The sequence below is a fragment of the Streptomyces sp. NPDC015220 genome, assembly GCF_043079345.1.
Taxonomy (GTDB): Bacteria; Actinomycetota; Actinomycetes; order Streptomycetales; family Streptomycetaceae; genus Streptomyces.
This window is the reverse complement of record NZ_JBIBUK010000002.1, coordinates 495949-522063: the sequence shown is the minus strand read 5'-3', so window position 1 is coordinate 522063 and position 26115 is coordinate 495949. Positions and strand designations below refer to the sequence as shown.

Genomic DNA, 26115 nt, shown 5'->3' with positions numbered 1-26115 from the left:
GGTCCCGGGCCGCCCCGGGCGCCCCGGGTTGCCTCAGTACGCCGAACCCGACGCGCCCAGGGACCCCGTGGGGTGCCAGACCGTCTTGGTCTCCAGGAAGGCGGTCAGCCGGTCGGTGCCGGGCGTCGCCGCGTAATCCACAGGCTGTGGACGCAGCACCCGCTTGAGGTTGTCGGCCGCGGCGATCTCCAGCTCCTTCGCCAGCGCCTCGTCGGCACCCGCCAGGTCGATCGCGTTGACGTCCTGGTGGGCGGCGAGCGGCGCCGCGATCTCGGCCGTACGGCCGGTCAGGAGGTTGACGACCCCGCCGGGCAGGTCGGAGGTGGCCAGCACCTCACCGAGGGAGAGGGCCGGGAGCGGTGACCTCTCGCTCGCGATCACCACCGCCGTGTTGCCGGTCGCGATCACCGGGGCGATCACCGAGACCAGGCCCAGGAAGGACGACTCCTGCGGGGCGAGGACCGCCACGACGCCGGTCGGCTCCGGAGTGGAGAGGTTGAAGAACGGACCCGCCACCGGGTTGCCGCCGCCGACCACCTGGGCGATCTTGTCGGTCCAGCCCGCGTACCAGACCCAGCGGTCGACCGCGGCGTCGACCTGCGCCGCCGCCTTGGACTTCGACAGCCCCTCGGCCTCGGCGACCTCGCGCACGAACTGCTCGCGGCGGCCTTCCAGCATCTCCGCGACGCGGTAGAGGACCTGGCCCCGGTTGTACGCCGTCGCACCCGACCACGCGCCGAACGCCTTGCGCGCCGCCACGACCGCGTCCCGGGCGTCCTTGCGGGACGCCAGCGGAGCGTTCGCCAGCCAGTTGCCCTTAGTGTCGGTCACCTCGTACACCCGGCCGCTCTCGGAACGCGGGAACTTGCCGCCCACGTACAGCTTGTACGTCTTGAAGACCGAAAGCCGCGGTTCGGTCGTCTCCGTCTTATCGGACATCGAGGTACGCCTCCAGGCCGTGGCGGCCGCCCTCGCGGCCGAAGCCCGACTCCTTGTAACCGCCGAACGGCGAGGTCGGGTCGAACTTGTTGAACGTGTTGGACCAGATCACGCCCGCGCGGAGCTTGTTCGCGACGGCGAGGATCCTCGACCCCTTCTCCGTCCAGATGCCCGCGCTCAGGCCGTACTGGGTGTTGTTGGCCTTGGCGACCGCCTCGTCCGGGGTGCGGAAGGTGAGCACCGAGAGCACCGGGCCGAAGATCTCGTCGCGGGCGATGGTGTGCGCCTGGGTGACGCCCGTGAACAGCGTCGGGGCGAACCAGTAGCCGGACGCGGGCAGTTCGCAGGCCGGCGACCAGCGCTCGGCGCCCTCCGCCTCGCCCTGGTCGGCGAGCGCGGTGATCCGGGCCAGCTGCTCGGCGGAGTTGATCGCGCCGATGTCGGTGTTCTTGTCCAGCGGGTCGCCCAGGCGGAGCGTGGAGAGCCTGCGCTTGAGGGCGTCCAGCAGCTCGTCGTGGATCGACTCCTGGACCAGCAGCCGGGAGCCCGCGCAGCACACCTGGCCCTGGTTGAAGAAGATGCCGGTCACGATGCCCTCGACGGCCTGGTCGATCGGCGCGTCGTCGAAGACGATGTTGGCGCCCTTGCCGCCCAGTTCGAGGGTGAGCTTCTTGTCCGTGCCCGCGACCGTGCGGGCGATCTCCTTGCCCACGGCCGTGGAACCGGTGAACGCGACCTTGTTCACGTCCGGGTGCGCGACGAGCGCGGCGCCGGCGTCGCCGTAACCGGGAAGGATGTTGACGACGCCCCTGGGCAGGCCCGCCTGGCGGCAGACGTCCGCGAAGAAGAGCGCGGACAGCGGAGTCGTCTCGGCGGGCTTCAGCACCACCGTGTTGCCGGTCGCCAGCGCCGGGGCGATCTTCCACGCCAGCATGAGCAGGGGGAAGTTCCACGGGATGACCTGGCCGGCCACGCCCAGCGGCCTCGGGTTCGCGCCGAAGCCGGCGTGCTCCAGCTTGTCGGCCCAGCCCGCGTAGTAGAAGAAGTGCGCGGCGACCAGCGGGAGGTCCGCGTCGCGGGTCTCCTTGATCGGCTTGCCGTTGTCCAGCGTCTCCAGGACCGCCAGCTCACGGCTGCGCTCCTGGATGATGCGGGCGATGCGGAACAGGTACTTGGCGCGCTCCGAACCGGGCAGCGCCGACCACTTCGCGAAGGCCTTGCGGGCGGCCTTCACCGCGCGGTCCACGTCGGCCTCGCCGGCCTGCGCGACCTCGGACAGCACCTCCTCGGTGCTGGGGGAGACCGTCTTGAAGACCTTGCCGTCGGCCGCCTCGGCGAACTCGCCGTCGATGAACAGACCGTAGGACGGCGCGATGTCGACGACCGACCGGGACTCGGGAGCCGGGGCGTATTCGAAGGGGGAAACCATGGTGATCAGTCCACCGTCACGTAGTCGGGGCCGGAGTAGCGGCCGGTGGCCAGCTTCTGACGCTGCATCAGCAGGTCGTTCAGGAGCGAGGAGGCGCCGAAGCGGAACCAGTGGTTGTCCAGCCAGTCCCCGCCGGCGGTCTCGTTGACCAGGACGAGGAACTTGATCGCGTCCTTGGTGGTGCGGATGCCGCCGGCCGGCTTCACGCCCACCTGGACCCCGGTCTGCGCCCGGAAGTCGCGCACGGCCTCCAGCATGAGGAGGGTGTTGGCGGGGGTCGCGTTCACCGCGACCTTGCCGGTGGAGGTCTTGATGAAGTCGGCGCCCGCCAGCATGCCGAGCCAGCTCGCCCGGCGGATGTTGTCGTACGTCGACAGCTCGCCGGTCTCGAAGATGACCTTCAGGCGAGCGGACCTCCCGCAGGCCTCCTTCACGGCGACGATCTCGTCGTACACCTTCAGGTACCTGCCCGCGAGGAACGCCCCGCGGTCGATGACCATGTCGATCTCGTCGGCGCCCGCCGCGACCGCCTCGCGCACGTCGGCCAGCTTGACGGCCAGCGACGCGCGGCCCGCCGGGAAGGCGGTGGCGACCGAGGCGACCTTCACGCCCGAGCCGGCGACGGCCTCCTTGGCGACGGCCACCATGTCGGGGTAGACGCAGACCGCGGCCGTGGTGGGCGTCGTCCGGTCCGTCGGGTCGGGGTGGACCGCCTTGGCACCGAGCGCCCGGACCTTGCCCGGGGTGTCCGCGCCTTCCAGCGTCGTCAGGTCGACCATCGAGATGGCGAGGTCGATGGCGTACGCCTTCGCGGTGGTCTTGATGGAACGGGTGCCGAGCGCCGCGGCGCGCGCCTCCAGGCCGACCGCGTCGACGCCGGGCAGCCCGTGCAGGAAGCGGCGCAGCGTGCTGTCGGACGAGGTGACGTCGGCCGGAGCCATGGGGGTACCGCCCACGCGTTCAGCGGTGGGGGAGGTGGGTGCAGTGGTGGGCATGGTCACCAGACGAGCATATCTACGCGCGTAGCGGCTGTACACCCCCCGGAGCTTCCGGCGCACGATCCGGCGGTGCCCGCCGCCCGTGCTCCGCCCCGGCCGGCCGCCCCCGCCCGCTTCCCGCGGGCGTCGCGCGGTCCGTGTCCGGCGGTCCGTGCTCGCCGCGGGACTCCCGTGGTCGGCGCCGCTTGCCGGGCACCGCGGATGAGCTTCCTCCGGAGCGTCGTGCAGAATCGGGACCATGACGACGCCCGAGCACGAGTCCCCCGCGCCGCAGCCACCGGCCCCCGAGTACCACGACCGGGTCCGCCGGTCGTCCGGCGGCATCGCGTGCGGAGTCCTGCTGCTCGCCGTCGTCCTGTGGCTGGGCTTCGACGCGATGTTCACCGGCGGCGGCCGCACCCCGTGGCTGGCGCTCGCCGGGATGATCCTCGTGGTGCCGCTGGTGGTCGCCTTCACGTTCCGCCCGGCCGTGTACGTCAACGAGAACCGGCTGCGCGTCCGCAACCCCTTCCGCGTGATCGTGCTGCCCTGGGCCCAGGTCGCCCTCCTGCGCTCCGGCTACTCGAACGAGGCCGTCACCAAGTCCGGCGGCAAGTACCAGCTGTGGGCGGTGCCGGTCTCCCTGCGGGCGCGCAAGCGGGCGGCCCGGGCGGAGGCGCGGGCCGCCACCGCGGGAGAACGCGGAGCGGTCGGCGGGGGCGGCCTCGGCGGGGGCTCGTTCGGCGGGGGCGCCTTCGGCCGGGGCGGTCTCGGCCGTGGCCTCGGCGGCGGCGCGGCCGGCGAGCCGATCCGCGCCGAGGCCGACCAGTTCATGGTCGAGCTGCGCGAACTCCAGGAGGCACGGGAGAGCGCCGAGACCGCCCAGGGCGAGGTGACGGTCCGCTGGGCCTACGAGATCGTCGGCCCGGCGGTGGCGGGCGCGGTGGTGCTGGCGGTCCTGCTCGCGGTGGGCTGAGCCGGGCGAACCGTGGTGCCCGGGCACCGGGGCGGTGGCTCCGGAGCCCTGGACCAGGGGGTGGCGCCGGGCCTGTGGGGCCGGTGGTGAGCCGGTGAGCGCGGGGCCGGTGGCGGGATGCCAGGAGCAGGGTTTCCGGGCCGGTGGCGGAGGTCCGGGTGGGTGTGCGGTGCCGGGCCCGTGGTGTCGGGCTCGATGTCGGGTGCCGGGCCGGGGCAGGGGCGCCGGGCCGGTGCCGGGTGCCGGATGTCGCGCCAGGGTCAGCGCCGGGTGCCGGGTGCCGGGTGCCGGGCGTCGCGCCCGGGTTGGTGACGGTGCCGGACGCGGGTCCTCGGGCCGGGGCTGGGCCCCGGGGCGAGGACGCCGGTGACGGGTGCCGGGTGTGTCGTGGTGTCGGCCGGTGGCCCGGTGCCGGGCCGGGGGCGTTGAGGTGTGAGTGGGGGATCCGGGCCGGGGTCGCTCGGCCCGGATCCCCCACTCGTCCCCGTCCGTGACCGGGCGGGCTCGGGTCAGATGCCCAGGGCCGTGGAGAGGTCCCGCTTGATCGTGGCGAGGAGGGCGGCGGCCCTCGTCCGGGCCGACGGGAGGTCGGCGCGGGAGGCCACCGGGATCACGACCTCCAGGTAGCACTTCAGCTTGGGCTCGGTGCCCGACGGGCGGACGATCACCCGGGCGCCGTCGAGGGTGTAGCGCAGGCCGTCCGTGGGCGGCAGCTCGTCCGTGCCCCGGGTCAGGTCCTCGGCCCGGGTGACGGCCAGGCCCGCCAGCTCGGCCGGCGGCTGCTCGCGCAGGCGGCGCATCGCGTCCGCGATCAGGGAGAGGTCCTGGACGCGCACCGAGAGCTGGTCGGTGGCGTGCAGACCGTGCTCGACGGCGAGGTCGTCGAGGAGGTCGAGCAGGGTGCGGCCCCGCTCCTTCAGCTCGGAGGCCAGTTCCGTGATCAGCAGGGCAGCGGTGATGCCGTCCTTGTCGCGAACGCCGTCCGGGTCGACGCAGTAGCCGAGGGCCTCCTCGTAGCCGTAGCGCAGGCCGTCCACACGGGCGATCCACTTGAAGCCGGTGAGGGTCTCCTCGTGGCGCAGGCCCGCCTTCCCGGCGATACGGCCGAGCAGGGAGGAGGAGACGATCGACTCGGCGAAGGTGCCCCGCGCCCCGCGGGCGACCAGGTGGGCGGCGAGGAGCGCGCCCACCTCGTCGCCCCGGAGCATCCGCCACTCCCCGCCGTCCCGCACCGCCGCGGCGCAGCGGTCCGCGTCCGGGTCGTTGGCGATGATCAGGTCGGGGTCCGTCTCGCGGGCCCGGGCGAAGGCCAGGTCCATCGCGCCGGGCTCCTCCGGGTTGGGGAAGGCGACGGTCGGGAAGTCCGGGTCCGGGTCCGCCTGCTCGGTGACGAGGACGGGGTCGGGGAAGCCCGCGCGGGCGAAGGCGGCCAGGAGGGTGTCCTTGCCCACGCCGTGCATCGCCGTGTAGACCGTGCGGGCCGTGCGCGGGGAGCCGGGGGCGAGGACGGCGTCCGTGCGCGCGAGGTAGGCGTTCAGGACGTCCTCGCCGAGGGTGTGCCAGCCGGAGTCCGGGCGGGCGACCGCGCCGAGGGTGGCGATCGCGTCGATCTCCGCCGCGATCTCCGCGTCGGCGGGCGGGACGATCTGGGAGCCGTCGCCCAGGTACACCTTGTAGCCGTTGTCACGGGGCGGGTTGTGGCTGGCCGTGACCTCGACGCCGGCGACCGCGCCCAGGTGCCGGATGGCGAAGGCGAGGACGGGGGTGGGCAGGGGGCGCGGGAGCACGGCGGCGCGCAGACCGGCGCCGGTCATCACGGCGGCGGTGTCGCGGGCGAAGTCGGCGGACTTGTGCCGGGCGTCGTAGCCGATGACCACGAGGCCGTCGGCGTGGCCCTGCTTCCTCAGGTACGCGGCGAGGCCGGCGGCGGCGCGGATGACGACGGAGCGGTTCATGCGCATGGGGCCGGCGCCGAGCTCGCCCCTCAGGCCGGCGGTGCCGAACTGGAGGGTGCCGGCGAAGCGGTCGGCGAGTTCTTCGACGTCGCCCGCGTCGATGAGCGCGGAGAGCTCCTCGCGGGTCTCCTGGTCGGGGTCCTCGGCCAGCCACGCCTTGGCCCGTGCGATGAGGTCGTCGTGCACGTCTGCGTCAGCCTCTCGTGCTGTGTCGGAGCGGCGCCTGCGGTGTGGTGCGGTGCGTTCGCGGCGCCCACTGGTCAGTGTGGTTCGGGGCCATGGGGGGTGCGTCCAGCCCGCCGCGCACTGACGCGCGGTCCGCGGTTCCTCGGTGGAACGAGGAGGGGCCGCGGTGCGCGGCGGACCTCGGACGCGCCCCCACGGCCCGCTCCCGTACGTCCGGCGGCTTGCCCGCCGTGGTGCCGGGGACGGGCATGGGGGGCGGGGCGGCTGCCGCGACTGCGGGGGGTGATCCCTTCCCCGGCGGTCGTGTCACCGCCGGGGGTTCCCGCTTCTGCGCCGCAAGCCGCCGGCCGCGCGTGGTCCTACAGGCGGTCCAGGACCTGGGCCAGCAGGGAGCCCATGCGGGTGGCGCTGTCCCGGCCCGCCTGGAGGACCTCCTCGTGGTTGAGGGGTTCGCCGGTCATGCCGGCGGCCAGGTTGGTCACCAGGGAGATGCCGAGGACCTCGGCGCCGGCCTCGCGTGCGGCGATCGCCTCCAGGACCGTGGACATGCCCACCAGGTCCGCGCCGATGACGCGGGCCATGCGGATCTCGGCCGGGGTCTCGTAGTGCGGGCCGGGGAACTGGGCGTAGACGCCCTCCTCCAGGCTGGGGTCGACCTCCTTGCACAGGGCGCGCAGGCGCGGGGAGTAGAGGTCGGTCAGGTCGACGAAGTTGGCGCCGACGATCGGGGAGGTGGCGGTGAGGTTGATGTGGTCGCTGATCAGGACCGGCTGGCCGGGACGCATGCCCTGGCGCAGGCCGCCGCAGCCGTTGGTCAGCACGATCGTCTTGCAGCCGGCCGCCACGGCGGTGCGCACACCGTGGGCGACGGCGGCCACACCGCGGCCCTCGTAATAGTGGGTGCGGCCGAGGAAGACCAGGGACCGCTTGCTCCCGATGGTGTAGGAGCGGATCTTGCCACCGTGGCCCTCCACCGCCGGCGGCGGGAATCCGGGCAGCTCGGTGACCTGGAACTCGGCGTCGGGCGCGCCCAGGGCGTCGACGGCCGGTGCCCAGCCGGAGCCCATCACGAGGGCGACGTCGTGGGTCTCCGCGCCCGTGAGTTCCCGCAGGCGAGCGGCGGCGGCGTCGGCGGCCGCGTAGGGGTCGCCCTGGATGTCGTCCGGAAGAAGAGATGCGTTCACGCCGACGAGAGTAGCCGCTCTCGGCCTACGCGCGTAGATGACGGAGCTCACGGGAATGGGATCGTTGTCTTGTCGTTTCCGACGAGAGCCCGCGCACGTGCGCCCGCGGGCCGCCTCAGCAGGGACGTTTGCGCAGCTCCATGACGTAGTCGTGGGGCGCGCCCGCCGACTCCGCGGCGTCCGCGATCTCGCCCAGGTAGCGGGCGGAGGGGAGGCCGCCCTCGTAGGCGTTGAGGACGTATGCCCAGGCGGGCTCCTCGCCGTCCAGGGTGTGGACGCGCACCCGCATGCGCCGGTAGACGTCCATGCCGACGCCCTCCCAGCGGTCCAGCGACTCCTCGTCCATGGGGGCGATGTCGTAGAGGGCGACGAAGACCTGAGAGATCGGGTCCTCGACGAGGGTCGCGAGCGCCCCCTCCCAGCCCAGGTGCTCGCCGCCGAAGGTCAGTCGCCAGCCGTTCAGCCAGCCCGTGGCGCGCAACGGCGAGTGCGGGGCGCGGCGGGTCATCAGCCGCGCGTCGAGATTGCCGGCGTACGCGGCGTAGAGCGACATGGAGCGAAGCGTACGGCAGGGACGGGGCGCCGCCTCCGTACCGGGAGGGCGGTTCACCCGTCCCGGAGGCGCCTCCCGCGAGTCGCGTGGGCGACACGGGCCCCGGGCCGACGCCCCGGGGCAGTGGCACTTTGAGGAGTGCGGGACAATGGAGTACGTGACTCGGATCGTGATCATCGGTGGCGGACCCGGCGGATACGAAGCGGCGCTGGTCGCCGCTCAGCTCGGCGCGGAGGTGACCGTCGTCGACTGCGACGGTCTGGGCGGGGCGTCGGTGCTGACCGACTGCGTGCCGTCGAAGACTCTTATCGCTACGGCCGAGGTGATGACCACCTTCGACTCCTCGTACGAGGAGCTGGGGATCATCGTCGCCGACGACACCCCGCCGCTGGAGCAGGCCGCCCGGGTGGTGGGCGTGGACCTGGGGAAGGTCAACCGGCGGGTGAAGCGGCTGGCGCTCGCGCAGTCGCACGACATCACCGCCTCCGTGACGCGTGCAGGGGCCCGGGTCATGCGCGGGCGCGGCCGGCTGGAGGGCATGCAGGCCCTGGACGGCTCGCGCAAGGTCGTCGTCACCACCGCCGACGGCAGCGAGGAGACGCTCACCGCGGACGCCGTCCTGATCGCAACCGGCGGTCACCCGCGCGAGCTGCCCGACGCCCAGCCGGACGGCGAGCGCATCCTCAACTGGACCCAGGTCTACGACCTCACCGAACTGCCCGAGGAACTCATCGTGGTGGGGTCCGGTGTCACCGGCGCCGAGTTCGCCGGCGCCTACCAGGCGCTCGGGTCGAGGGTGACGCTCGTGTCCTCGCGCGACCGGGTGCTGCCGGGCGAGGACCCGGACGCCGCCGCGGTGCTGGAGGACGTCTTCCGGCGGCGCGGCATGAACGTCATGGCGCGTTCGCGGGCCGCGGCGGCCAAGCGGGTCGGCGACCGGGTCGAGGTGACGCTCGCCGACGGGCGGGTCATCACCGGCTCGCACTGCCTGATGGCGGTCGGCGCCGTCCCCAACAGCGCCGGGCTGGGGCTGGAGGAGGCCAGCGTCAAGCTGCGCGACTCCGGTCACATCTGGACCGACAAGGTGTCGCGGACGACCGCTCCGGGCGTGTACGCGGCCGGTGACGTGACCGGAGTCTTCGCCCTGGCGTCGGTGGCGGCGATGCAGGGACGCATCGCCGTGTACCACTTCCTCGGCGACGCGGTGGCCCCGCTGAACCTCAAGACCGTCTCCTCCAACGTCTTCACCGACCCGGAGATCGCCACCGTCGGCTACACCCAGGCCGACGTCGACGCCGGTAAGATCGACGCCCGCTGCGTGAAGCTGCCGCTGCTGCGCAACCCGCGCGCCAAGATGCAGGGCATCCGGGACGGCTTCGTCAAGATCTTCTGCCGGCCGGGCACGGGCATCGTGGTCGGTGGCGTGGTCGTGGCACCGCGCGCCTCGGAACTGATCCACCCCATCTCGATCGCCGTCGACAGCGATCTGACGGTCGAACAGATCGCGAACGCCTTCACCGTGTACCCCTCCCTGTCGGGGTCGATCGCCGAGGTGGCCCGGCAGCTCCACACGCGCAAGGCGACGGGCGAGGCGTAGGGCGGTCCGGGCGGCGGGACGGCTCCGCGGCGGTCACGGGCGGCCACCGGTACGACGCGCGCGGCAGGGTCAGGTCCGTATACCACCTGCTGCCCTGCTGTGCGAACAACTTCTGTTAATCGGCGCAAACTGCTGAAAGCAGACGGTCGCTGGCGTTACTGTCAGTTTCGTGTTCGCTGCTGAACGTCGCCAATTGATCCTCGAAATGGTGCGAGCGAACGGTGCCGTGTCGCTCCGTGAACTCGCCCGCGTCGTCCAGACCTCCGAAGTGACCGTACGGCGGGACGTGCGCGCGCTGGAGGCAGAAGGACTCCTCGACCGCCGGCACGGCGGTGCGGTACTTCCCGGCGGGTTCACGCGGGAGTCGGGCTTCCCGCAGAAGTCGCATCTCGCGACCGCGGAGAAGACGGCCATCGCCGACCTCGCCGCGGGCCTCGTCGAAGAGGGCGAGGCCATCGTCGTCGGGGCCGGTACGACCACGCAGGAGCTGGCGCGCCGGCTCGCCCGGGTGCCCGGTCTGACCGTCGTCACCAACTCCCTGCTGGTCGCCCAGGCCCTGGCCCACGCCAACCGCGTCGAGGTCGTGATGACCGGCGGCACCCTGCGCGGTTCCAACTACGCCCTCGTCGGGTCGGGGGCCGAGCAGTCGCTGCAAGGGCTGCGGGTGTCGAAGGCCTTCCTCTCGGGCAGTGGCCTCACGGCGGAGCGGGGCCTGTCCACGTCGAACATGCTGTCGGCTTCGGTGGACCGGGCCCTGGTCCAGGCCGCCGCGGAGGTGGTGGTCCTCGCCGACCACGGCAAGCTCGGCGCGGACACCATGTTCCAGACGGTGCCGACCGACCTCATCACCCGGCTGGTGACCGACGAGCCCCCGGTCCACGACGAGCGCGCGGGCACCGAGCTCCAGGCCCTGGCGGACCAGGGGGTCCAGATCGCCGTGGCCGGCCCGTCGGGCCACCCGGTGGCCGACCAGCCCCCGGCCCGCGGCGAACGCCGCCGGGACGTTCCCCTCCCCGGCCCGCGCCGCGGCCAGGTCCCCGGTGGCCCGGCCACCCCCTTGCGCTCCACGTCACTCGGCGCGGCCGACCAGCCCGGACCGGAGCGCGGGGCCCGGGTGGCGGATCTGCGGAGGCGGTGAGCCCGCTCCGGGACGGCGGACGGGGCGAGCGGAGGTCCCGCGGGACGCGCGCCGGGCGGTTCCGGTGCGCGGGCCCGTCCGGGTGCCGCGCGGTACGGACCTCCACTTCCCGTACAGCGCCGAGGCGCCCGGCCGATCCGCTGTCGCGGTCGTCCGGGCGCCTCGGCGCTGTGCCGTGTCGCGTGAGGTGTCAGTCCTTGATGTCGCAGATCGCGGCGCCGGAGGTGATGGAGGCGCCGACCTCGGCGCTGAGACCCTTGACGGTGCCGTTCTTGTGGGCGTTGAGGGGCTGTTCCATCTTCATGGCCTCCAGGACGACGATCAGGTCGCCTTCCTTGACCTCCTGGCCCTCCTCGACGGCGATCTTGACGATGGTGCCCTGCATCGGGGAGGCGAGGGTGTCGCCGGAGGCCACGGGGCCGGACTTCTTGGCGGCGCGGCGCTTGGGCTTGGCGCCGGCGGCGAGGCCGGTGCGGGCCAGGGACATGCCGAGCGAGGTGGGGAGGGAGACCTCCAGGCGCTTGCCGCCGACCTCGACGACCACCGTCTCGCGGCCGGCCGACTCCTCGTCCGCGTCGGCGTCGGCGACGGCGGTGAAGGGCTTGATGTCGTTGACGAACTCGGTCTCGATCCAGCGGGTGTGGACCGTGAACGGGTCGGTGCTGCCGGTCAGCTCGGGCGCGAAGGCGGGGTCGCGCACCACCGCCCGGTGGAAGGGGATGGCGGTGGCCATGCCCTCGACCTGGAACTCCTCCAGTGCGCGGGCGGCGCGCTGGAGGGCCTGTTCGCGGGTGGCGCCGGTGACGATGAGCTTGGCGAGCAGGGAGTCCCAGGCGGGGCCGATGACGCTGCCGGCCTCGACGCCGGCGTCGAGGCGGACGCCGGGGCCGGTGGGGGCGTCGAAACGGGTGACGGTGCCGGGGGCGGGCAGGAAGCCGCGTCCGGGGTCCTCGCCGTTGATGCGGAACTCGAAGGAGTGGCCGCGCAGCGGCGGGTCGTCGTAGCCGAGTTCCTCGCCGTCGGCGATGCGGAACATCTCGCGGACCAGGTCGAGGCCGGAGACTTCCTCGGTGACCGGGTGTTCGACCTGGAGGCGGGTGTTGACCTCCAGGAAGGAGATCGTGCCGTCCTGGCCGACGAGGAACTCGCAGGTGCCCGCGCCGACGTAGCCGGCCTCCTTCAGGATGGCCTTGGAGGCGCGGTAGAGCTCGGCGACCTGCTCCTCGGACAGGAACGGGGCGGGAGCCTCCTCGACGAGCTTCTGGTGGCGGCGCTGGAGGGAGCAGTCGCGGGTGGAGACGACGACGACGTTGCCGTGGCTGTCGGCCAGGCACTGGGTCTCCACGTGGCGGGGCCGGTCGAGGTAGCGCTCGACGAAGCACTCGCCGCGGCCGAAGGCGGCGACCGCCTCGCGGACGGCGGAGTCGTACAGCTCGGGGACCTCCTCCAGGGACCGGGCGACCTTCAGGCCCCGGCCGCCACCGCCGAAGGCCGCCTTGATCGCGATGGGCAGGCCGTGCTCGGCGGCGAACTCCACGACCTCCTCGGCGCCGGAGACCGGGTCGGGGGTGCCGGCCACCAGCGGCGCGCCGGCGCGCTGGGCGATGTGGCGGGCGGCGACCTTGTCGCCCAGGTCGCGGATGGCCTGCGGCGGCGGTCCGATCCAGACCAGACCGGCATCCAGCACCGCCTGGGCGAACTCGGCGTTCTCCGAGAGGAAGCCGTAGCCGGGGTGGATGGCGTCCGCGCCGGACTCCTTCGCGGCCTTCAGCACCTTGTCGATGTCCAGGTAGCTGGTGGCCGGGGTGTCACCGCCCAGGGCGAACGCCTCATCCGCGGCGCGGACATGCAGAGCGTCCCGGTCCGGATCGGCGTACACGGCCACGCTCGCGATCCCGGCGTCCCGGCAGGCCCGGGCCACCCGGACAGCGATTTCGCCACGGTTGGCGATGAGCACCTTGCGCACGATTGAGGCTCCCTCCTTGAAACAAGCCGAGTTTAGGGACTGCCGACACGGCACATCGACCCGTTCCCAATGGTGAGCTTGCCCACACGGAGCGTGATTCGGGGCTTGCTCGACCCGTGAAATCCCTTGTCACGTCGCCGTACGCAGGACTCCTCCGGAAAACCCTAGCCCTCGGATGTGGTCAAGGTCTCTGTGCGAGCGTGCTGCGGCCCACTTCGTTTCTTTGTGGAGTCCCTACGAATGGCCCAATGATTCTTTGCCGCCCGCCGAACCCTTGTCCCCAGGTTTACCCGTTAGTAGCGTTCGCGATGTCTTGTCTGTACTCGCGGTAACAACGCTCCGGACCGGAGCGGCGGTCGGAAGTGGGTGGGGGCCGGTGGTGCGCAGACCGGTGGCGTTGATCGTGGCGGTCGTGCTGTTCGCCGAGGCGCTCGGCGTCGTGGCGCTGAACTGGCTCCTCGGGGAGGTCCTCCACCGGCAGCGGATGTCCCTGGCCGGCACGGACCCGGACGTGATGTCGACCTCAGCGAAGATCGGCGGTGTGGTCTTCGGCCTCTACTTCGCGCTGTGCGGCCTGGTCGCCGTGATCGTCGCGATACGGGGCCGCCGCCCGGCCGGTCTCGGGCGCATCCTGCTGATCAGCGCGGCCGTGGTGCACGGGCTGCTGGGCGCCTTCGCGTGGGGCCCGGTGGGCCGGCCGGCGTTCCTGTTCATGATCGTCGTGCTCGGGCTGATCGTCTTGCTGCTGATGACGTACGACCGCGAGGAGGGGCCCGCGGGCCGGACGGCGGACCCCGGCTCCCCGGGCGCCGGTCCGGGCGGGGGAGCCCAGGAGGCCGGATCGGGCGTCGGCGTGGAGGGCGGCGGGCCTGCCACCGCCCCGGTCGTTCCCCCGGCCGAGCCCAGCGCCTCCTGAACGGCGGCCGGGCCGGTCAGCCGCGGGCAGGAGCCCACAGTTCGGTGATCCCCACGCCCAGCCCGGCCAGCAGCCGGCGGATCAGGGGGAGGCTGATGCCGATGACGTTGCCGTGGTCGCCGTCGATGCCGTCGATGAAGGGCGCGGAGCGGCCGTCCAGGGTGAAGGCGCCGGCGACGTAGAGGGGCTCGCCGGAGGCCACGTAGGCGGCGATCTCCTCGTCCGAGGGTTCGCCGAAGCGGACCACGGTGGAGGCGGTGGCCGAGGCGTGCCGACCGCTCACCGTGTCCCACACGCAGTGCCCGGTCTGCAGGGTCCCGGCCCGGCCGCGCATCGCCTTCCAGCGTGCGGTGGCCTCCTCGGCGTCGGCGGGCTTGCCGAGCGCGCGGCCGTCGAGGTCGAGCACCGAGTCGCAGCCGATCACCAGGGCGCCGTGGACCTCCGGACGGGCCGCCACCACGGAGGCCTTCGCCTCGGCGAGCGCGAGCGCCAGTTCGGCGGGGGTGGGCGCGGTGACCGCGTCCTCGTCGACGCCGCTGACGATCACCTCGGGGTCCAGTCCGGCCTGCCGGAGCAGCCCGAGCCGGGCGGGGGACTGGGAGGCGAGCACGAGGCGGCGGCGCGGCTGGTCAGTCATGCGGCCAGAGTATCGGCGCGGACCCGTGCGGCTCACCTCGGTCCGGTGGCCGGGGCGGCCCGGTCCGTCCCGGTCACCGGGCCGGTCTCACCTCAGTCCGATCACGAACATCGCGAGGACCATGGCCGACGCCATGAGAAAGCCCAGCCGCCGGAGCATCGCCTGCGTGGCGCGCAGTTCTTCCGGCGGCTCGTTCTCGGGGTCGGACCACAGCATTCCCCGATCGTGCGGCGGCGACCGGGCCCGGCGCCTGAGTACGCGTACTCAAGTTGACCGGGCCCGGTTCCGCTCCGCCCGCCCGGACCGTGGGCTCAGGCGGGCCAGTAGGTGCGGGTCCAGGCCGAGGGGCCCGGGCGCGGGACGCCGTGGGCGGCGACGCGGGACGGGTCGGCCCAGGAGTCCCGCGGGCCGGGCGCGCCGGACGGCAGGGTGGCTGCCGCCGCGGCGCGGGCCCTGACCACCGCCATGGCGGCGGCGAGCTCCTCCGGGGTCGGATTGCCTCGTACGACCTTGATCGTCATGTCCGCTCCAGCGGGCCTAGAGGGGGATGTTGCCGTGCTTCTTCGGAGGGAGGGATTCCCGCTTGGTGCGCAGTTGACGCAGACCGCGGACGATGTGGGCGCGGGTGTCGGAGGGCATGACGACGGCGTCGACGTAGCCGCGTTCGGCCGCGACGTAGGGGTTGAGGAGGGTGTCCTCGTACTCCTGGATGAGGCGGGCGCGGGTGGCCTCGGCGTCGTCGCCGGCCTCGGCGATGGTGCGGCGGTGCAGAATGTTGACCGCGCCCTGGGCGCCCATGACGGCGATCTGCGCGGTCGGCCAGGCCAGGTTGAGGTCGGCGCCCAGGTGCTTGGAGCCCATGACGTCGTAGGCCCCGCCGAAGGCCTTGCGGGTGATCACGGTGATCAGCGGGACGGTCGCCTCGGCGTAGGCGAAGATCAGCTTGGCGCCGCGCCGGATGATGCCCTCGTGCTCCTGTCCGACGCCGGGCAGGAAGCCGGGCACGTCCACGAAGGTCAGCACGGGCACGTTGAAGGCGTCGCAGGTCCGCACGAAGCGGGCCGCCTTCTCGGAGGCGTCGATGTCCAGGCAGCCGGCGAACTGCATCGGCTGGTTGGCGACCACGCCGACCGGGTGGCCCTCGACCCGTCCGAAGCCGGTGACGATGTTCGGCGCGAACATCGCCTGCGTCTCGAAGAACTCGGCGTCGTCCAGGACGTGCTCGACGACCGTGCGGATGTCGTAGGGCTGGTTCGCGCTGTCCGGGACGAGGGTGTCCAGCTCGAGGTCCTCCTCGCTGACGGCGAGGTCGGCCTCCTCCGGGAAGACCGGCGGCTCGGAGAGGTTGTTGGACGGCAGGTACGACAGCAGCTGCTTGACGTACTCGATGGCGTCCTTCTCGTCGCCGGCCAGGTGGTGGGCCACGCCGGAGGCGGAGTTGTGGGTGCGGGCGCCGCCCAGTTCCTCGAAGCCGACGTCCTCGCCGGTGACCGTCTTGATGACGTCCGGGCCGGTGATGAACATGTGCGAGGTCTGGTCGACCATGACCGTGAAGTCGGTGATGGCGGGGGAGTAGACCGCGCCGCCCGCGCACGGGCCCACGACCAGGCTGATCTGCGGGATGACGCCGGAGGCGTGGGTGTTGCGGCGGAAGATCTCGCCGTACGCGCCGAGCGAGGCGACGCCCTCCTGGATGCGGGCGCCACCGGAGTCGTTGATGCCGATGACCGGGCAGCCGGTCTTGAGGGCGAAGTCCATCACCTTGGCGATCTTCTGGCCGTAGACCTCGCCGAGCGCGCCGCCGAAGACGGTGAAGTCCTGCGAGAAGACGGCGACGGGGCGGCCGTCGACGGTGCCGTAGCCGGTGACGACGCCGTCGCCGTAGGGGCGGTTGGCGTCCAGCCCGAAGTTGGTGGAGCGGTGCCGGGCGAATTCGTCGAGCTCGACGAAGGAGCCTTCGTCAAGCAGCAGTTCGATCCGCTCACGGGCCGTCAGCTTGCCCTTGGCGTGCTGCTTCTCGACGGCGCGTGCGGAGCCGGCGTGCGTCGCTTCCTGGATGCGCCGCCGCAGATCCGCGAGCTTCCCCGCGGTCGTGTGGATGTCGATCTCTTCGATCTCTGGACGCTCTTCCGGCTCGGACATCGGGATGCGGCTCCCTGCCTGCTCAAAAGGGGGGACGGTTACTCATCCGTAGAGTAGTGGGGGCCTCACCGTTCGGCAGTGCGGTGTTTCACACACCTAGGGTGGCTTGCATGACGCCGCGAGATGCAGCAGACGACAACACCGGCGAGGCCGGCGGCTCCGCCGGGAACAACCGCTGGTCCGACCTCGACCGCCCGCCTTTGAACGCCGCGGCGCTGCGGCGCGCACTGGTGCGCCCGGGCGGTCTGTGGACCGGGCTGGAGGTGGTGCGGAGCACCGGCTCCACCAACGCCGACCTGGTGGCCGCCGCCGGGGCCGGCAAGGCGGCCGAGGGCGCCGTCCTGGTCGCCGAGGAGCAGACCGCGGGGCGGGGCCGCCTGGACCGCCGGTGGACCGCTCCGGCCCGTTCCGGCCTCTTCTTCTCCGTGCTGCTGAGCCCGCGTGAGGCACCGGTGGCCCGCTGGGGCTGGCTGCCGCTGCTCACCGGGGTCGCGGTGGCCACCGGACTGGCCCGTGCCGCCGGGGTCGACACGGCGCTGAAGTGGCCCAACGACCTGCTGGTCACCGTCGGCGGCGAGGAACGCAAGGCCGGCGGCATCCTCGCCGAGCGGGCCGGCGACGACGGCGTGGTCATCGGCGTGGGCGTCAACGTCACCCTCCGCGCCGACGAGCTGCCGGTCCCGCAGGCCGGGTCGCTCGCCCTGGCCGGAGCGGTGAGCACGGACCGCGACCCGCTCCTGCGGGCGGTGCTGCGCTCGCTGGAGGACTGGTACGGGCGGTGGCGGGCCGCCGGGGGCGACCCGGCCGCCATCGGCCTGCAGGAGGCGTACACGGCGGGCTGCGCCACGCTGGGCCGCATGGTGCGCGCCGAGCTGCCGGGCGACCGGTCGGTGGTCGGCGAAGCGGTCGCGGTGGACGGCGACGGCCGGCTGGTCCTCGCCACGCCGACCGGACTGCGGGAGCCGGTGGGGGCGGGAGACATCGTGCACCTGCGGCCGGCCTGACCCCCCGGCCCGCTGTCCGGACCCGGCCCGGGCCGGCGGGCCCCGGCTCCGCCCGCCCGGCCGTGTCACCGCGGCCCCGGCCCGGGCCTCCGGCTTCCGGCCCTTCCCCGGCTTCCGGCCCCGCCCCCAGTCCCCGACCCCCCAGCCCCGGCCTGCGGCCCGGTCCGGCGCCAAGGACCCGGCCGCCCGGATCGCCGCGGGGACGGCCGGGCGCCGGGAAGTCGCCGGTCAGCTCACCCCACGGCCCCACCTGGCGGAGTGAGCTGGCGCACACCTGCCGTAGAGTTGAGGCCGGTCGATACCTGACCGCGGCGGATGGAAAGGGCAGCAGGCGTGACCGTCGACGACACGGGCTCCGGCGCGGACGACGCGGCCGGCCGGGTGGTCCCGGAGGCCGACGACCCCGGTGAGAACCCGCTCGCGCTGCGTCTGGAACAGCTCATCCTGGGCGCCGAGCGGCGCTACACCCCTTTCCAGGCGGCCCGCAGCGCCGGTGTCTCCATGGAACTGGCCACCCGGTTCTGGCGTGCCATGGGCTTCGCCGACATCAACCAGGTGAAGGCGCTCACGGAGGCCGACGTCCTGGCTCTGCGGCGGCTCGCCGGTCTGGTCGAGTCGGGGCTGCTCAGCGAGGCCATGGCGGTGCAGGTGGCCAGGTCCACCGGGCAGACCACCGCCCGGCTGGCCGAGTGGCAGATCGACTCCTTCCTGGAGGGGCTGACCGAGCCGCCCGAGCCGGGCATGACGCGCAACGAGGTGACGTACCCGATCGTCGAGCTGCTGCTGCCCGAGCTGGAGGAGTTCCTGGTCTACGTCTGGCGCCGCCAGCTCGCCGCCTCGGCCGGCCGGGTCATGCAGGCCGCCGACGACGAGGAGATGGTCGACCGGCGGCTGGCGGTCGGGTTCGCGGACCTCGTCGGCTTCACCAGGCTCACCCGCCGGATGGAGGAGGAGGAGCTGGGCGAGCTGGTCGAGGCGTTCGAGACGACCGCCGCCGACCTGGTGGCCGCGCGCGGCGGCCGGCTGATCAAGACGCTCGGCGACGAGGTGCTGTACGCGGCCGACGACGCCGGTACGGCGGCCGACATCGCGGTGCGCCTGGTGGAGACGCTGGGCAACGACGAGACGATGCCGGAGCTGAGGGTCGGGATGGCGTTCGGCACGGTGACCACCCGGATGGGCGATGTGTTCGGCACGACCGTCAACCTGGCCTCCCGGCTGACCTCGATAGCCCCGCGCGACGCCGTGCTGGTCGACAGCGCCTTCGCCGAGGAACTGATCCGTACGGGCGACGCGCCGGCGTCCGAGGCGGAGGCGGCCGAGGCCGCCGCGGCCGCGGAGAAGGAGGGCGAGCAGCCGCCGGCGTACCGCTTCGCCCTGCAGCCGACCTGGCAGCGACCGGTCCGCGGTCTGGGCGTGGTCGAGCCCTGGCTGCTGCGCCGGCGGGAGGACGCGGTGCCGTGACCGGTCCCGTCCGGCTCAGCGGGCGCCGACGCACAGCCGGATGATCGGGAGGCACAGTCCGCCGCCGCCGGACGACGGGGCGGGGCTCGTCGGGGCGGGGCCCGCCGGGGGCAGCGGGGCCCGGCTCGGGGCCGGTGTCGGTCGCGGTGCGGGCGCGTGCTCCGAGCCGGTGGAGGGCCGGGGCGCTTCCGGGGGGCCCGGCCGGTTCGCGTGATCCGGCGGGTTCGGGGCCTCGGGGATCGTCGTGGGGACGGCCGCCGGGCCGTCCTGCGGCGCGGCCGGCGGGCGGGCGGCTGCCGCGGCGGGCGACGCCGACGGCGCGGGTGTCCCGCCCGGGGCCGGCGCGGCCCCGGCTCCGGCCGCGGCGGCGGTCGCCGGGGGCAGGGGCGCCGGACCGGCTCCGGCGGGGACGGAGGCACGGGCGGCCCGGCCGGTTCCACCGCCCGCGTTCGCGTCCCCGTCCGCGTGCGCGCCCGCGTCCGTGCGCGCGTGCGGCTCCGCCTCGGCCGTGCCGAGACCGCCGCCCGGGTACTCGGGCGCCAGCCTTACCAGTCCGAGCACGCCGGCCGCCAGTGCCAGACCGCCCGCGGCGAGCAGCGCCCGGCGCCGCCGGGGTCGGCGGTGCCGTCCGCGCGGGCGTGCGTCGGCGCCTATGCGGTCGCGTTCCCGCCGCCCTGTGGTCGTGTCCGTCGTCATCGCGGTCCTCCCGGTGCGCTCGCGCCCCCATGCGCAGTGGCGGACGCACGTTATGCGCCGACGCGCGGGTTACGCGCGAGTTGGGCGGGATGTCACTTGAACGGGGTGCCGGATCTCGACAAGGGGAGCGCGCCGGGGCCGGCCGCTCTTTCCTTGTCCGGGCGCGGCTGCGATGATCGGTGCGGTCGTCTTGTTAACAACCGTTAACCGGGAGGGTGTCATGAGCGAGGAGCGGTTCGGTGAGTTCGTGCTGGTGCGACGGCACGGCCACGTGGCGGAGCTCGTACTGGACCGGCCGAAGGCCATGAACGCCGTGTCGACCGGCATGGCCCGGTCGATCGCCGGGGCGTGCGCGGCACTCGCCGCCGACCCGGGGGCGCGGGTGGTCGTGCTGACCTCGTCGCACGAGCGGGCCTTCTGCGTCGGGGCGGACCTGAAGGAGCGCAACTCCTTCACCGACGCCGACCTGAGGCGGCAGCGGCCGGTCGCGCGCGGGGCGTACACCGGCGTGCTCGAACTGCCGATGCCGACGATCGCCGCGGTGCACGGATTCGCGCTCGGCGGAGGGTTCGAACTGGCCCTGTCCTGCGATGTGATCGTGGCCGACCGTACGGCCGTGGTGGGACTGCCGGAGGTGTCCGTCGGGGTGATCCCCGGCGGCGGCGGCACGCAGCTGCTGCCCCGGCGGGTGGGCGCGGCGCGGGCGGCCGAGCTGATCTTCACGGCGCGCCGCCTGGAGGCCGCCGAGGCGCACGGGCTGGGGCTGGTGGACCAGCTGGTGGACGAGGGCCGGGACCGGACGGAGGCCCTGGGACTGGGCGCCCGGATGGCGGCGAACTCGCCGGTCGGACTGCGCGCGGCCAAGCGGGCGATGCGGCTCGGCCACGGCCTGGACCTGCGGGCCGGCCTGGAGGTCGAGGACGCCGCCTGGCGCTCGGTGGCCTTCTCGGGCGACCGCGCGGAGGGGGTGGCGGCCTTCAACGAGAAGCGCACCCCGAACTGGCCGGGCGAGTAGCGGCCACTGTCAGCCCCACCGATGTCCCCGTCCGGGTAAAACATACCTAGCCTGGGGTGATGGGTGAGGGTGAGAACAGACGGCTGGCCGCCGTCGTGGCGTTGGCGCAGGGCATGGCCGCGGCGCACACGCCGCACGAGTCGTGGCGGGCGGCGGCGCTCGGGGCGTGCCGGGCGCTGGAGGGCAGTTTCGCCGCGCTGTCGGTGTGGGAGCGCGAGCGCGGCCGGCTGCGGGTCCTGGCGAACGTGGGCGACCGCGCGCCGGAGGAGGAGGAGTTCCCCGAGGACGAGACCTACCCGGTCCACCAGTTCCCGGAGATCACCGAGTTCCTGCACGAACGGTGGGCCTCCGGCGGCGAGCCGGACGCCTGGGTCGAGACCGCCGAGGGTCCCGCCGCGGGGCGGCCCGGCTACTGCCACCAGCGGGTCGCGGCACTGCGGCGGCGCGGGCGCGGCTGCTGCGTGGTCGCGCCGATCGTGCAGCACGGGCGCGCCTGGGGCGAGCTCTACGTGGCCCGCGCGGCCGGCGACCCCCTGCTCGACCGGGCCGACGCCGACTTCGCCACCGTGCTCGCCGCGGTCGTGGCCGCCGGGCTGGCACAGACCGAGCGGCTGGAGGAGGCCCGCAGGCTGGCGTTCACCGACTCGCTCACCGGGCTCGCCAACCGCCGCGCCGTCGACGTACGGCTGGAGGAGGCCATCGAACGGCACCGGGAGGACGGAACCGTCGTCAGTCTCGTCGTCTGCGACCTCAACGGGCTCAAGCGGGTCAACGACACCCTCGGCCACGCGGTCGGCGACCGGCTGCTGGAGCGCTTCGGGTCGGTGCTGTCACTGTGCGGCGCCATGGTGCCGGGGGCGCTCGCGGCACGGCTCGGCGGGGACGAGTTCTGCCTGCTCGCGGTGGGGCCGTCCGCCGACGAGGTGGTCAAGGCGGCCGACGAGCTGTGCGGGCGGGCGGCGGAGCTGGAACTGGGGGAGGGGGTCGCCTGCGGCGTGGCGTCGACCGAGGACGTGCCGGAACCGGTGTCGTCGGCCCGCCGGCTGTTCCGGCTGGCCGACGCCGCCCAGTACCGGGCGAAGGCGCTGCGCGCCGTGCGGCCGGTCGTGGCCGGCCGGGAGGGTCCCGACGACCCGGTGGTCCGCCTGGCCGACGGACCGTCCCCCCTGCCGAAGCCGCCGGCCGAGCGGCGCCGCTTCCGGGGCCGCCGGCCGTGAGCCGTCGACTCGTGCGCCCGCCGTGCCGGCCGGGCCCGCGGTAAGGGGCGCGCCCCCGCCCCACTAGTGACATCTCCACATTCACTGCGTACGCTCCTGAATATGGATATGCACACTGTGGTGGTGGGGACGTCCGGTGTCACCGCGTCCGACGTGATCGCCGTGGCGCGCGGCGGCGCCCGGGTCGAACTCTCCGACGAGGCGGTGGCGGCCCTGGCGGCGGCCCGGGAGATCGTGGAGGCGCTGGCCGCCAAGCCCGAGCCCGTCTACGGCGTCAGCACCGGCTTCGGCGCCCTGGCGACCCGGCACATCAGCGCGGAGCTGCGCGCCCAGCTACAGCGCAACATCGTCCGCTCGCACGCGGCCGGCATGGGCCCGCGGGTCGAGCGCGAGGTCGTGCGGGCCCTGATGTTCCTGCGCCTGAAGACCGTCTGCTCCGGACACACCGGCGTGCGCCCCGAGGTCGCGCGGACCATGGCCGACGTCCTCAACGCCGGCATCACCCCGGTCGTGCACGAGTACGGCTCCCTCGGCTGCTCCGGCGACCTGGCCCCGCTCTCGCACTGCGCCCTCACGCTCATGGGCGAGGGTGACGCCGAGGGCCCCGACGGGGTCGTGCGCCCCGCCGCCGACCTCCTCGCCGAGCACGGCATCCACCCCGTCGAGCTGCGTGAGAAGGAGGGCCTGGCCCTGCTCAACGGCACCGACGGCATGCTCGGCATGCTGATCATGGCCCTCGACGACCTCGACACCCTCTACAAGTCCGCCGACGTCACCGCGGCCCTCAGCCTGGAGGCGCTCCTCGGCACGGACAAGGTCCTCGCCCCCGAGTTGCACGCCGTCCGCCCGCACCCCGGACAGGGCGCCTCCGCCGCCAACATGCTGGCCGTGCTCAAGGGCTCCGGACTCACCGGGCACCACCAGGACGGCGCGCCCCGTGTGCAGGACGCCTACTCCGTGCGCTGCGCCCCGCAGGTCGCGGGCGCCGGCCGCGACACCCTCGCGCACGCCCGGCTCGTGGCCGAGCGGGAACTCGCCTCAGCCGTCGACAACCCCGTCGTCCTGCCCGACGGCCGGGTGGAGTCCAACGGCAACTTCCACGGCGCCCCGGTCGCCTACGTCCTGGACTTCCTCGCCATCGCCGCCGCCGACCTCGGCTCCATCGCCGAGCGCCGCACCGACCGTCTGCTCGACAAGAACCGCAGCCACGGCCTGCCCCCGTTCCTCGCCGACGACGCCGGCGTCGACTCGGGGCTGATGATCGCCCAGTACACGCAGGCCGCGCTGGTCAGCGAGATGAAGCGGCTCGCCGTGCCCGCCTCGGCGGACTCCATCCCGTCCTCCGCGATGCAGGAGGACCACGTCTCCATGGGCTGGTCGGCGGCGCGCAAGCTGCGCACGGCCGTCGGCAACCTGACCCGGATCATCGCGATCGAGCTGTACGCCGCCGCCCGCGCCGTCGAGTTGCGCGAGGGGCTGACCCCGGCTCCGGCGAGCCGGGCGGTCATCGACGCCGCGCGCGGGGCGGGGGTGGGCGGTCCCGGCCCCGACCGGTTCCTGGCGCCCGACCTGGCCGCCGCCGACGCCTTCGTGCGCGACGGCCGGCTCGTCGCGGCGGCCGAGACCGTCACCGGCCCGCTGCTGTGAACCGCCGGGGCCCCGCCTCGACGGCGGGGCCCCGCACGTCGTCCAGGACCCTCGCCCGGATCGGGCCGGATCGGGGAGCGGTGCCCGGGGCCCGCGGGCCCGGCACGATACGGACAGAGGATCCGACGCGGCGACCCCGGACGCCGCCGGCCGCGGCCGGCCGGCCGGACGCGCGACCGCCGGACGCAAGTCGTCACCAGTGCGGCGGAGTTCAGAAGCCGAGACGTTCCCGGCGTACCGAATACACCACGAAGCCCGCGCCGAGCGCGAGGAAGAGGGTGCCGCCGACCACGTACGGGGTGGTGTCGGGGCTTCCCGTGTCGGCGAGTTGGGTGTCCTCGGCGGAGACGGACCCGGCCTGCGCGCCGACTCGCGATCCGGCCGCCCGCGTTCCCGCCTGGTCGGCGGAGGCGGCCCGGTAGCCCGCCATGGAGGTGGCGGCGGCCCGCCCCTGTACCGGCTGCGTGACGCGCGCCGCCGACGCCGCGTCGGCCGTCTCTCTCGCCGGCGCGCCCCCGGTCGCGCTCGCGGACGGGACGAACCACAGGGCCCCCAGCAGGGTGCCCGCGGCGGTGGCGGTCAGCAACGTACGGCGAGCGGATGACACGGAATATCGATCCCCCTTGTGGCGCTGGCGAATTGGCCGTGTGGGCCGATGGTAGTGAAAGTCGAGGGTCACGGGAAAGTCACGGGCGATCCGGTCCGCGCGCGACGGCGGTGACCGTCCCGGAGAGGGGACGCCGTGACCGTGCCGCGGTTCGGAACACACCCTCGCTTTCCCGGCGTTCCGGACTTTTTCGTTCGCACTGCCCGACGGGTCCGGGGAATCAGAAGGCGCTCGTCCCGCGTTCCGGTAGCGGAGAACGGACGCCATCCGTCCGGCCGGGCCGGGTACTCGGCGAGAATGACGGTGAACGGCACGGCGCACCGACCGGTGTTCGCGCGCACCCACCCAGGTGGACGTGGTGAGGCCCACATCCGCGCGTCCTGGGGAACGGGACGAATCGGTCGTAGCGTTGAAGGTTCGTGACGGGGCGCGCGAGGGGTCCTGGGGAAGTCGGCGACGATGGAGAAGCGTGTGATGACGAACAGTAGGCGGCGCAGGGCCCTGACGGCCTCGTCCGCACTGCTCGGCGGTGTGCTGGTGCTCACGGCCTGTTCCGGCAGTGGCAACGCCGCCGACGGGAACAAGGGCGAGACCTCGCAGGCCAAGACGGACCAGGCCGCGGCGCAGGAGTCGTCGGAAGCCCAGATCAAGATCACGCCAGGCGACGGCTCCACCGACGCGTCGATCAACAACTCGGCCGCCGTCACCGTCGCCAAGGGCACGCTGACGGACGTCACCATGACCACGACCGACGGCAAGGCGGTCCAGGGGCGGATATCCGCGGACAAGAAGAGCTGGAAGCCCAGCGCCCAGCTCGACCGCGCCACCACCTACAAGGTCGCCGCGACCGCCACCGACGCCAAGGGGCTCGCCGCGCACGAGAACGCCTCGTTCACCACGGTCGCCCCGGCGCACAGCTTCATCGGCTCGTTCACGCCGGACAACGGCACCACGGTCGGCGTGGGCATGCCGGTGTCGATCAACTTCGACAAGGCGATCAGCAACAAGGCGGCCGTCCAGAAGGGCATCACCGTCACCTCCTCCAGCGGCCAGCAGATCGTCGGCCACTGGTTCGGCGCCAACCGCCTCGACTTCCGGCCCGAGCAGTACTGGAAGGAGAACTCCACCGTCACGCTGAAGCTCGACCTCGACGGGGTGCAGGGCGCCCCGGGGATCTCCGGCGTCCAGCAGAAGACGGTCACCTTCCACGTCGGCCGCAACCAGGTCTCCTACGTCGACGCGAAGACCAAGCAGATGAAGGTCACGCAGGACGGCAGGACCGTCAAGACCATCCCGATCTCCGCCGGCTCCCCCGACCACACCACGTACGAGGGCCAGATGGTGATCTCCGAGAAGTTCACCCAGACCCGGATGAACGGCGCGACGGTCGGCTTCAAGGACTCCGACGGCAAGGGCGAGTACGACATCAAGGACGTGCCGCACGCCATGCGCCTCACCACGTCCGGCACCTTCATCCACGGCAACTACTGGGGCTCGCCGTCCGTCTTCGGCAACGTCAACACCAGCCACGGCTGCGTGGGCCTGCAGGACAAGAAGGGCGCGAACGACCCGAGCACACCGGCCTCGTGGTTCTACGACCACTCGCTGATCGGCGACGTCGTGGTCGTGCAGCACACCGGTGACAGGACCGTGACCCCGGACAACGGCCTCAACGGCTGGAACATGAGCTGGGCGCAGTGGAAGGCCGGCTCCGCCGTCTGATCCCGCCCACCGCCCAACCACCGCGCCGATGCCGCCCCTCGGGGCGGCATCGGTGTTCTCCGGCGCACGACGGCCGCCGCCTTCCCGGCCCCCCGGGCCTTCTCATGCTTCTTTTATGCCGGCCTTATTCCTTCATCACGGTTCGTCC

22 protein-coding genes are annotated in these 26115 nt (G+C 73.4%); 10 read left to right on the top strand and 12 right to left on the bottom strand.

Features of this window, described 5'->3' with window-relative positions; genetic code table 11:
- Positions 1 to 33: 33 nt before the first annotated feature.
- From ACF061_RS07195 to deoC, 3 genes are read right to left on the bottom strand one after another with little or no spacing between them, the layout of a single operon-like run.
- A complete protein-coding gene (locus tag ACF061_RS07195) occupies positions 34 to 939 on the bottom strand; it encodes an aldehyde dehydrogenase family protein (RefSeq protein WP_392265810.1) in 906 nt (301 codons plus the stop codon).
- On the bottom strand, positions 929 to 2368 hold the full coding sequence (locus ACF061_RS07190) for an aldehyde dehydrogenase family protein (RefSeq protein ID WP_392265809.1): 1440 nt from the start codon (positions 2366 to 2368) through the stop codon (positions 929 to 931). Before ACF061_RS07190 ends, ACF061_RS07195 begins: the two co-directional genes overlap by 11 nt.
- Before the next feature lie 5 nt (positions 2369 to 2373).
- The gene (gene deoC, locus ACF061_RS07185; protein ID WP_392266171.1) at positions 2374 to 3363 is read right to left on the bottom strand and encodes a deoxyribose-phosphate aldolase; all 990 of its coding nucleotides are present in this window, start codon (positions 3361 to 3363) and stop codon (positions 2374 to 2376) included.
- Positions 3364 to 3604: 241 nt separating this feature from the next.
- On the opposite strand from deoC, the gene ACF061_RS07180 reads away from it, so the two are divergent.
- Complete coding sequence (locus tag ACF061_RS07180) at positions 3605 to 4321, top strand: PH domain-containing protein (protein WP_392265808.1); 717 nt, start codon at positions 3605 to 3607, stop codon at positions 4319 to 4321.
- Between the two features lie 509 nt (positions 4322 to 4830).
- Here ACF061_RS07180 and ACF061_RS07175 read toward each other — a convergent pair.
- The 3 genes from ACF061_RS07175 to ACF061_RS07165 form a co-directional block, all read right to left on the bottom strand.
- Positions 4831 to 6462, bottom strand: a complete 1632-nt coding sequence (locus tag ACF061_RS07175; protein ID WP_392265807.1) for a phospho-sugar mutase — start codon at positions 6460 to 6462, stop codon at positions 4831 to 4833.
- Positions 6463 to 6821: 359 nt separating this feature from the next.
- A complete protein-coding gene (locus ACF061_RS07170) occupies positions 6822 to 7646 on the bottom strand; it encodes a purine-nucleoside phosphorylase (protein ID WP_392265806.1) in 825 nt (274 codons plus the stop codon).
- Between the two features lie 115 nt (positions 7647 to 7761).
- Entirely contained in the window at positions 7762 to 8199 is a 438-nt protein-coding gene (locus ACF061_RS07165) for a gamma-glutamylcyclotransferase (protein ID WP_392265805.1), read from the bottom strand.
- A 148-nt stretch (positions 8200 to 8347) separates the two neighbouring features.
- Between ACF061_RS07165 and ACF061_RS07160 the strand changes: the two genes are divergently transcribed.
- Both ACF061_RS07160 and ACF061_RS07155 read left to right on the top strand, forming a co-directional pair.
- A complete protein-coding gene (locus ACF061_RS07160; RefSeq protein ID WP_392265804.1) occupies positions 8348 to 9796 on the top strand; it encodes an NAD(P)H-quinone dehydrogenase in 1449 nt (482 codons plus the stop codon).
- A 205-nt stretch (positions 9797 to 10001) separates the two neighbouring features.
- The gene (locus ACF061_RS07155) at positions 10002 to 10934 is read left to right on the top strand and encodes a DeoR/GlpR family DNA-binding transcription regulator (RefSeq protein WP_392265803.1); all 933 of its coding nucleotides are present in this window, start codon (positions 10002 to 10004) and stop codon (positions 10932 to 10934) included.
- 190 nt (positions 10935 to 11124) lie between these two features.
- Here the strand turns inward: ACF061_RS07155 and ACF061_RS07150 are convergent, their stop codons facing one another.
- Entirely contained in the window at positions 11125 to 12900 is a 1776-nt protein-coding gene (locus tag ACF061_RS07150) for an acetyl/propionyl/methylcrotonyl-CoA carboxylase subunit alpha (protein WP_392265802.1), read from the bottom strand.
- Positions 12901 to 13276: 376 nt separating this feature from the next.
- On the opposite strand from ACF061_RS07150, the gene ACF061_RS07145 reads away from it, so the two are divergent.
- A complete protein-coding gene (locus ACF061_RS07145; protein WP_392265801.1) occupies positions 13277 to 13816 on the top strand; it encodes a hypothetical protein in 540 nt (179 codons plus the stop codon).
- Positions 13817 to 13832: 16 nt separating this feature from the next.
- On the opposite strand, the gene ACF061_RS07140 is transcribed toward ACF061_RS07145, so the two are convergent.
- The 4 genes from ACF061_RS07140 to ACF061_RS07125 all read right to left on the bottom strand — a co-directional run bounded on the left by ACF061_RS07140 (position 13833) and on the right by ACF061_RS07125 (position 16595).
- Entirely contained in the window at positions 13833 to 14453 is a 621-nt protein-coding gene (locus tag ACF061_RS07140) for a Maf family protein (protein ID WP_392265800.1), read from the bottom strand.
- Positions 14454 to 14540: 87 nt separating this feature from the next.
- Entirely contained in the window at positions 14541 to 14669 is a 129-nt protein-coding gene (mmpB, locus tag ACF061_RS07135) for a morphogenic membrane protein MmpB (RefSeq protein WP_392265799.1), read from the bottom strand.
- A 95-nt stretch (positions 14670 to 14764) separates the two neighbouring features.
- Complete coding sequence (locus tag ACF061_RS07130; protein WP_392265798.1) at positions 14765 to 14974, bottom strand: acyl-CoA carboxylase epsilon subunit; 210 nt, start codon at positions 14972 to 14974, stop codon at positions 14765 to 14767.
- 16 nt (positions 14975 to 14990) lie between these two features.
- Positions 14991 to 16595 carry an acyl-CoA carboxylase subunit beta gene (locus tag ACF061_RS07125; RefSeq protein WP_392265797.1) on the bottom strand — a complete coding sequence of 535 codons (1605 nt, stop codon included), beginning with the start codon at positions 16593 to 16595 and terminating at the stop codon, positions 14991 to 14993.
- Between the two features lie 110 nt (positions 16596 to 16705).
- On the opposite strand from ACF061_RS07125, the gene ACF061_RS07120 reads away from it, so the two are divergent.
- From ACF061_RS07120 to hutH, 5 genes are all read left to right on the top strand, one after another.
- Entirely contained in the window at positions 16706 to 17599 is an 894-nt protein-coding gene (locus ACF061_RS07120; protein WP_392265796.1) for a biotin--[acetyl-CoA-carboxylase] ligase, read from the top strand.
- A gap of 333 nt (positions 17600 to 17932) precedes the next feature.
- Positions 17933 to 19063, top strand: coding sequence for an adenylate/guanylate cyclase domain-containing protein (locus tag ACF061_RS07115; protein ID WP_392265795.1), 1131 nt, complete (start codon positions 17933 to 17935; stop codon positions 19061 to 19063).
- Positions 19064 to 19979: 916 nt separating this feature from the next.
- The gene (locus ACF061_RS07110) at positions 19980 to 20774 is read left to right on the top strand and encodes an enoyl-CoA hydratase/isomerase family protein (protein WP_392265794.1); all 795 of its coding nucleotides are present in this window, start codon (positions 19980 to 19982) and stop codon (positions 20772 to 20774) included.
- Positions 20775 to 20833: 59 nt separating this feature from the next.
- The gene (locus ACF061_RS07105) at positions 20834 to 21991 is read left to right on the top strand and encodes a diguanylate cyclase domain-containing protein (RefSeq protein ID WP_392265793.1); all 1158 of its coding nucleotides are present in this window, start codon (positions 20834 to 20836) and stop codon (positions 21989 to 21991) included.
- A gap of 108 nt (positions 21992 to 22099) precedes the next feature.
- The gene (gene hutH / locus ACF061_RS07100) at positions 22100 to 23638 is read left to right on the top strand and encodes a histidine ammonia-lyase (RefSeq protein WP_392266170.1); all 1539 of its coding nucleotides are present in this window, start codon (positions 22100 to 22102) and stop codon (positions 23636 to 23638) included.
- A 211-nt stretch (positions 23639 to 23849) separates the two neighbouring features.
- Here hutH and ACF061_RS07095 read toward each other — a convergent pair whose 3' ends face one another.
- A complete protein-coding gene (locus ACF061_RS07095; protein ID WP_392265792.1) occupies positions 23850 to 24245 on the bottom strand; it encodes a cell wall protein in 396 nt (131 codons plus the stop codon).
- Positions 24246 to 24719: 474 nt separating this feature from the next.
- Here ACF061_RS07095 and ACF061_RS07090 point away from each other — a divergent pair, with 474 nt between their 5' ends.
- Positions 24720 to 25967 carry an Ig-like domain-containing protein gene (locus ACF061_RS07090; protein ID WP_392265791.1) on the top strand — a complete coding sequence of 416 codons (1248 nt, stop codon included), beginning with the start codon at positions 24720 to 24722 and terminating at the stop codon, positions 25965 to 25967.
- Positions 25968 to 26115 lie beyond the last annotated feature (148 nt).

Excerpts from the sequence above, each read along its gene's own strand:
- ACF061_RS07195 (WP_392265810.1), bottom strand. The coding sequence starts at position 939 with ATGTCCGATAAGACGGAGACGACCGAACCGCGGCTTTCGGTCTTCAAG.
- ACF061_RS07190 (WP_392265809.1), bottom strand. The coding sequence starts at position 2,368 with ATGGTTTCCCCCTTCGAATACGCCCCGGCTCCCGAGTCCCGGTCGGTC.
- deoC (WP_392266171.1), bottom strand. The coding sequence starts at position 3,363 with ATGCCCACCACTGCACCCACCTCCCCCACCGCTGAACGCGTGGGCGGT.
- ACF061_RS07180 (WP_392265808.1), top strand. The coding sequence starts at position 3,605 with ATGACGACGCCCGAGCACGAGTCCCCCGCGCCGCAGCCACCGGCCCCC.
- ACF061_RS07165 (WP_392265805.1), bottom strand. The coding sequence starts at position 8,199 with ATGTCGCTCTACGCCGCGTACGCCGGCAATCTCGACGCGCGGCTGATG.
- ACF061_RS07160 (WP_392265804.1), top strand. The coding sequence starts at position 8,348 with ATGGAGTACGTGACTCGGATCGTGATCATCGGTGGCGGACCCGGCGGA.
- ACF061_RS07155 (WP_392265803.1), top strand. The coding sequence starts at position 10,002 with ATGGTGCGAGCGAACGGTGCCGTGTCGCTCCGTGAACTCGCCCGCGTC.
- ACF061_RS07140 (WP_392265800.1), bottom strand. The coding sequence starts at position 14,453 with ATGACTGACCAGCCGCGCCGCCGCCTCGTGCTCGCCTCCCAGTCCCCC.
- mmpB (WP_392265799.1), bottom strand. The coding sequence starts at position 14,669 with ATGCTGTGGTCCGACCCCGAGAACGAGCCGCCGGAAGAACTGCGCGCC.
- ACF061_RS07130 (WP_392265798.1), bottom strand. The coding sequence starts at position 14,974 with ATGACGATCAAGGTCGTACGAGGCAATCCGACCCCGGAGGAGCTCGCC.
- ACF061_RS07125 (WP_392265797.1), bottom strand. The coding sequence starts at position 16,595 with ATGTCCGAGCCGGAAGAGCGTCCAGAGATCGAAGAGATCGACATCCAC.
- ACF061_RS07120 (WP_392265796.1), top strand. The coding sequence starts at position 16,706 with ATGACGCCGCGAGATGCAGCAGACGACAACACCGGCGAGGCCGGCGGC.
- ACF061_RS07110 (WP_392265794.1), top strand. The coding sequence starts at position 19,980 with ATGAGCGAGGAGCGGTTCGGTGAGTTCGTGCTGGTGCGACGGCACGGC.
- ACF061_RS07105 (WP_392265793.1), top strand. The coding sequence starts at position 20,834 with ATGGGTGAGGGTGAGAACAGACGGCTGGCCGCCGTCGTGGCGTTGGCG.
- hutH (WP_392266170.1), top strand. The coding sequence starts at position 22,100 with ATGCACACTGTGGTGGTGGGGACGTCCGGTGTCACCGCGTCCGACGTG.
- ACF061_RS07090 (WP_392265791.1), top strand. The coding sequence starts at position 24,720 with ATGACGAACAGTAGGCGGCGCAGGGCCCTGACGGCCTCGTCCGCACTG.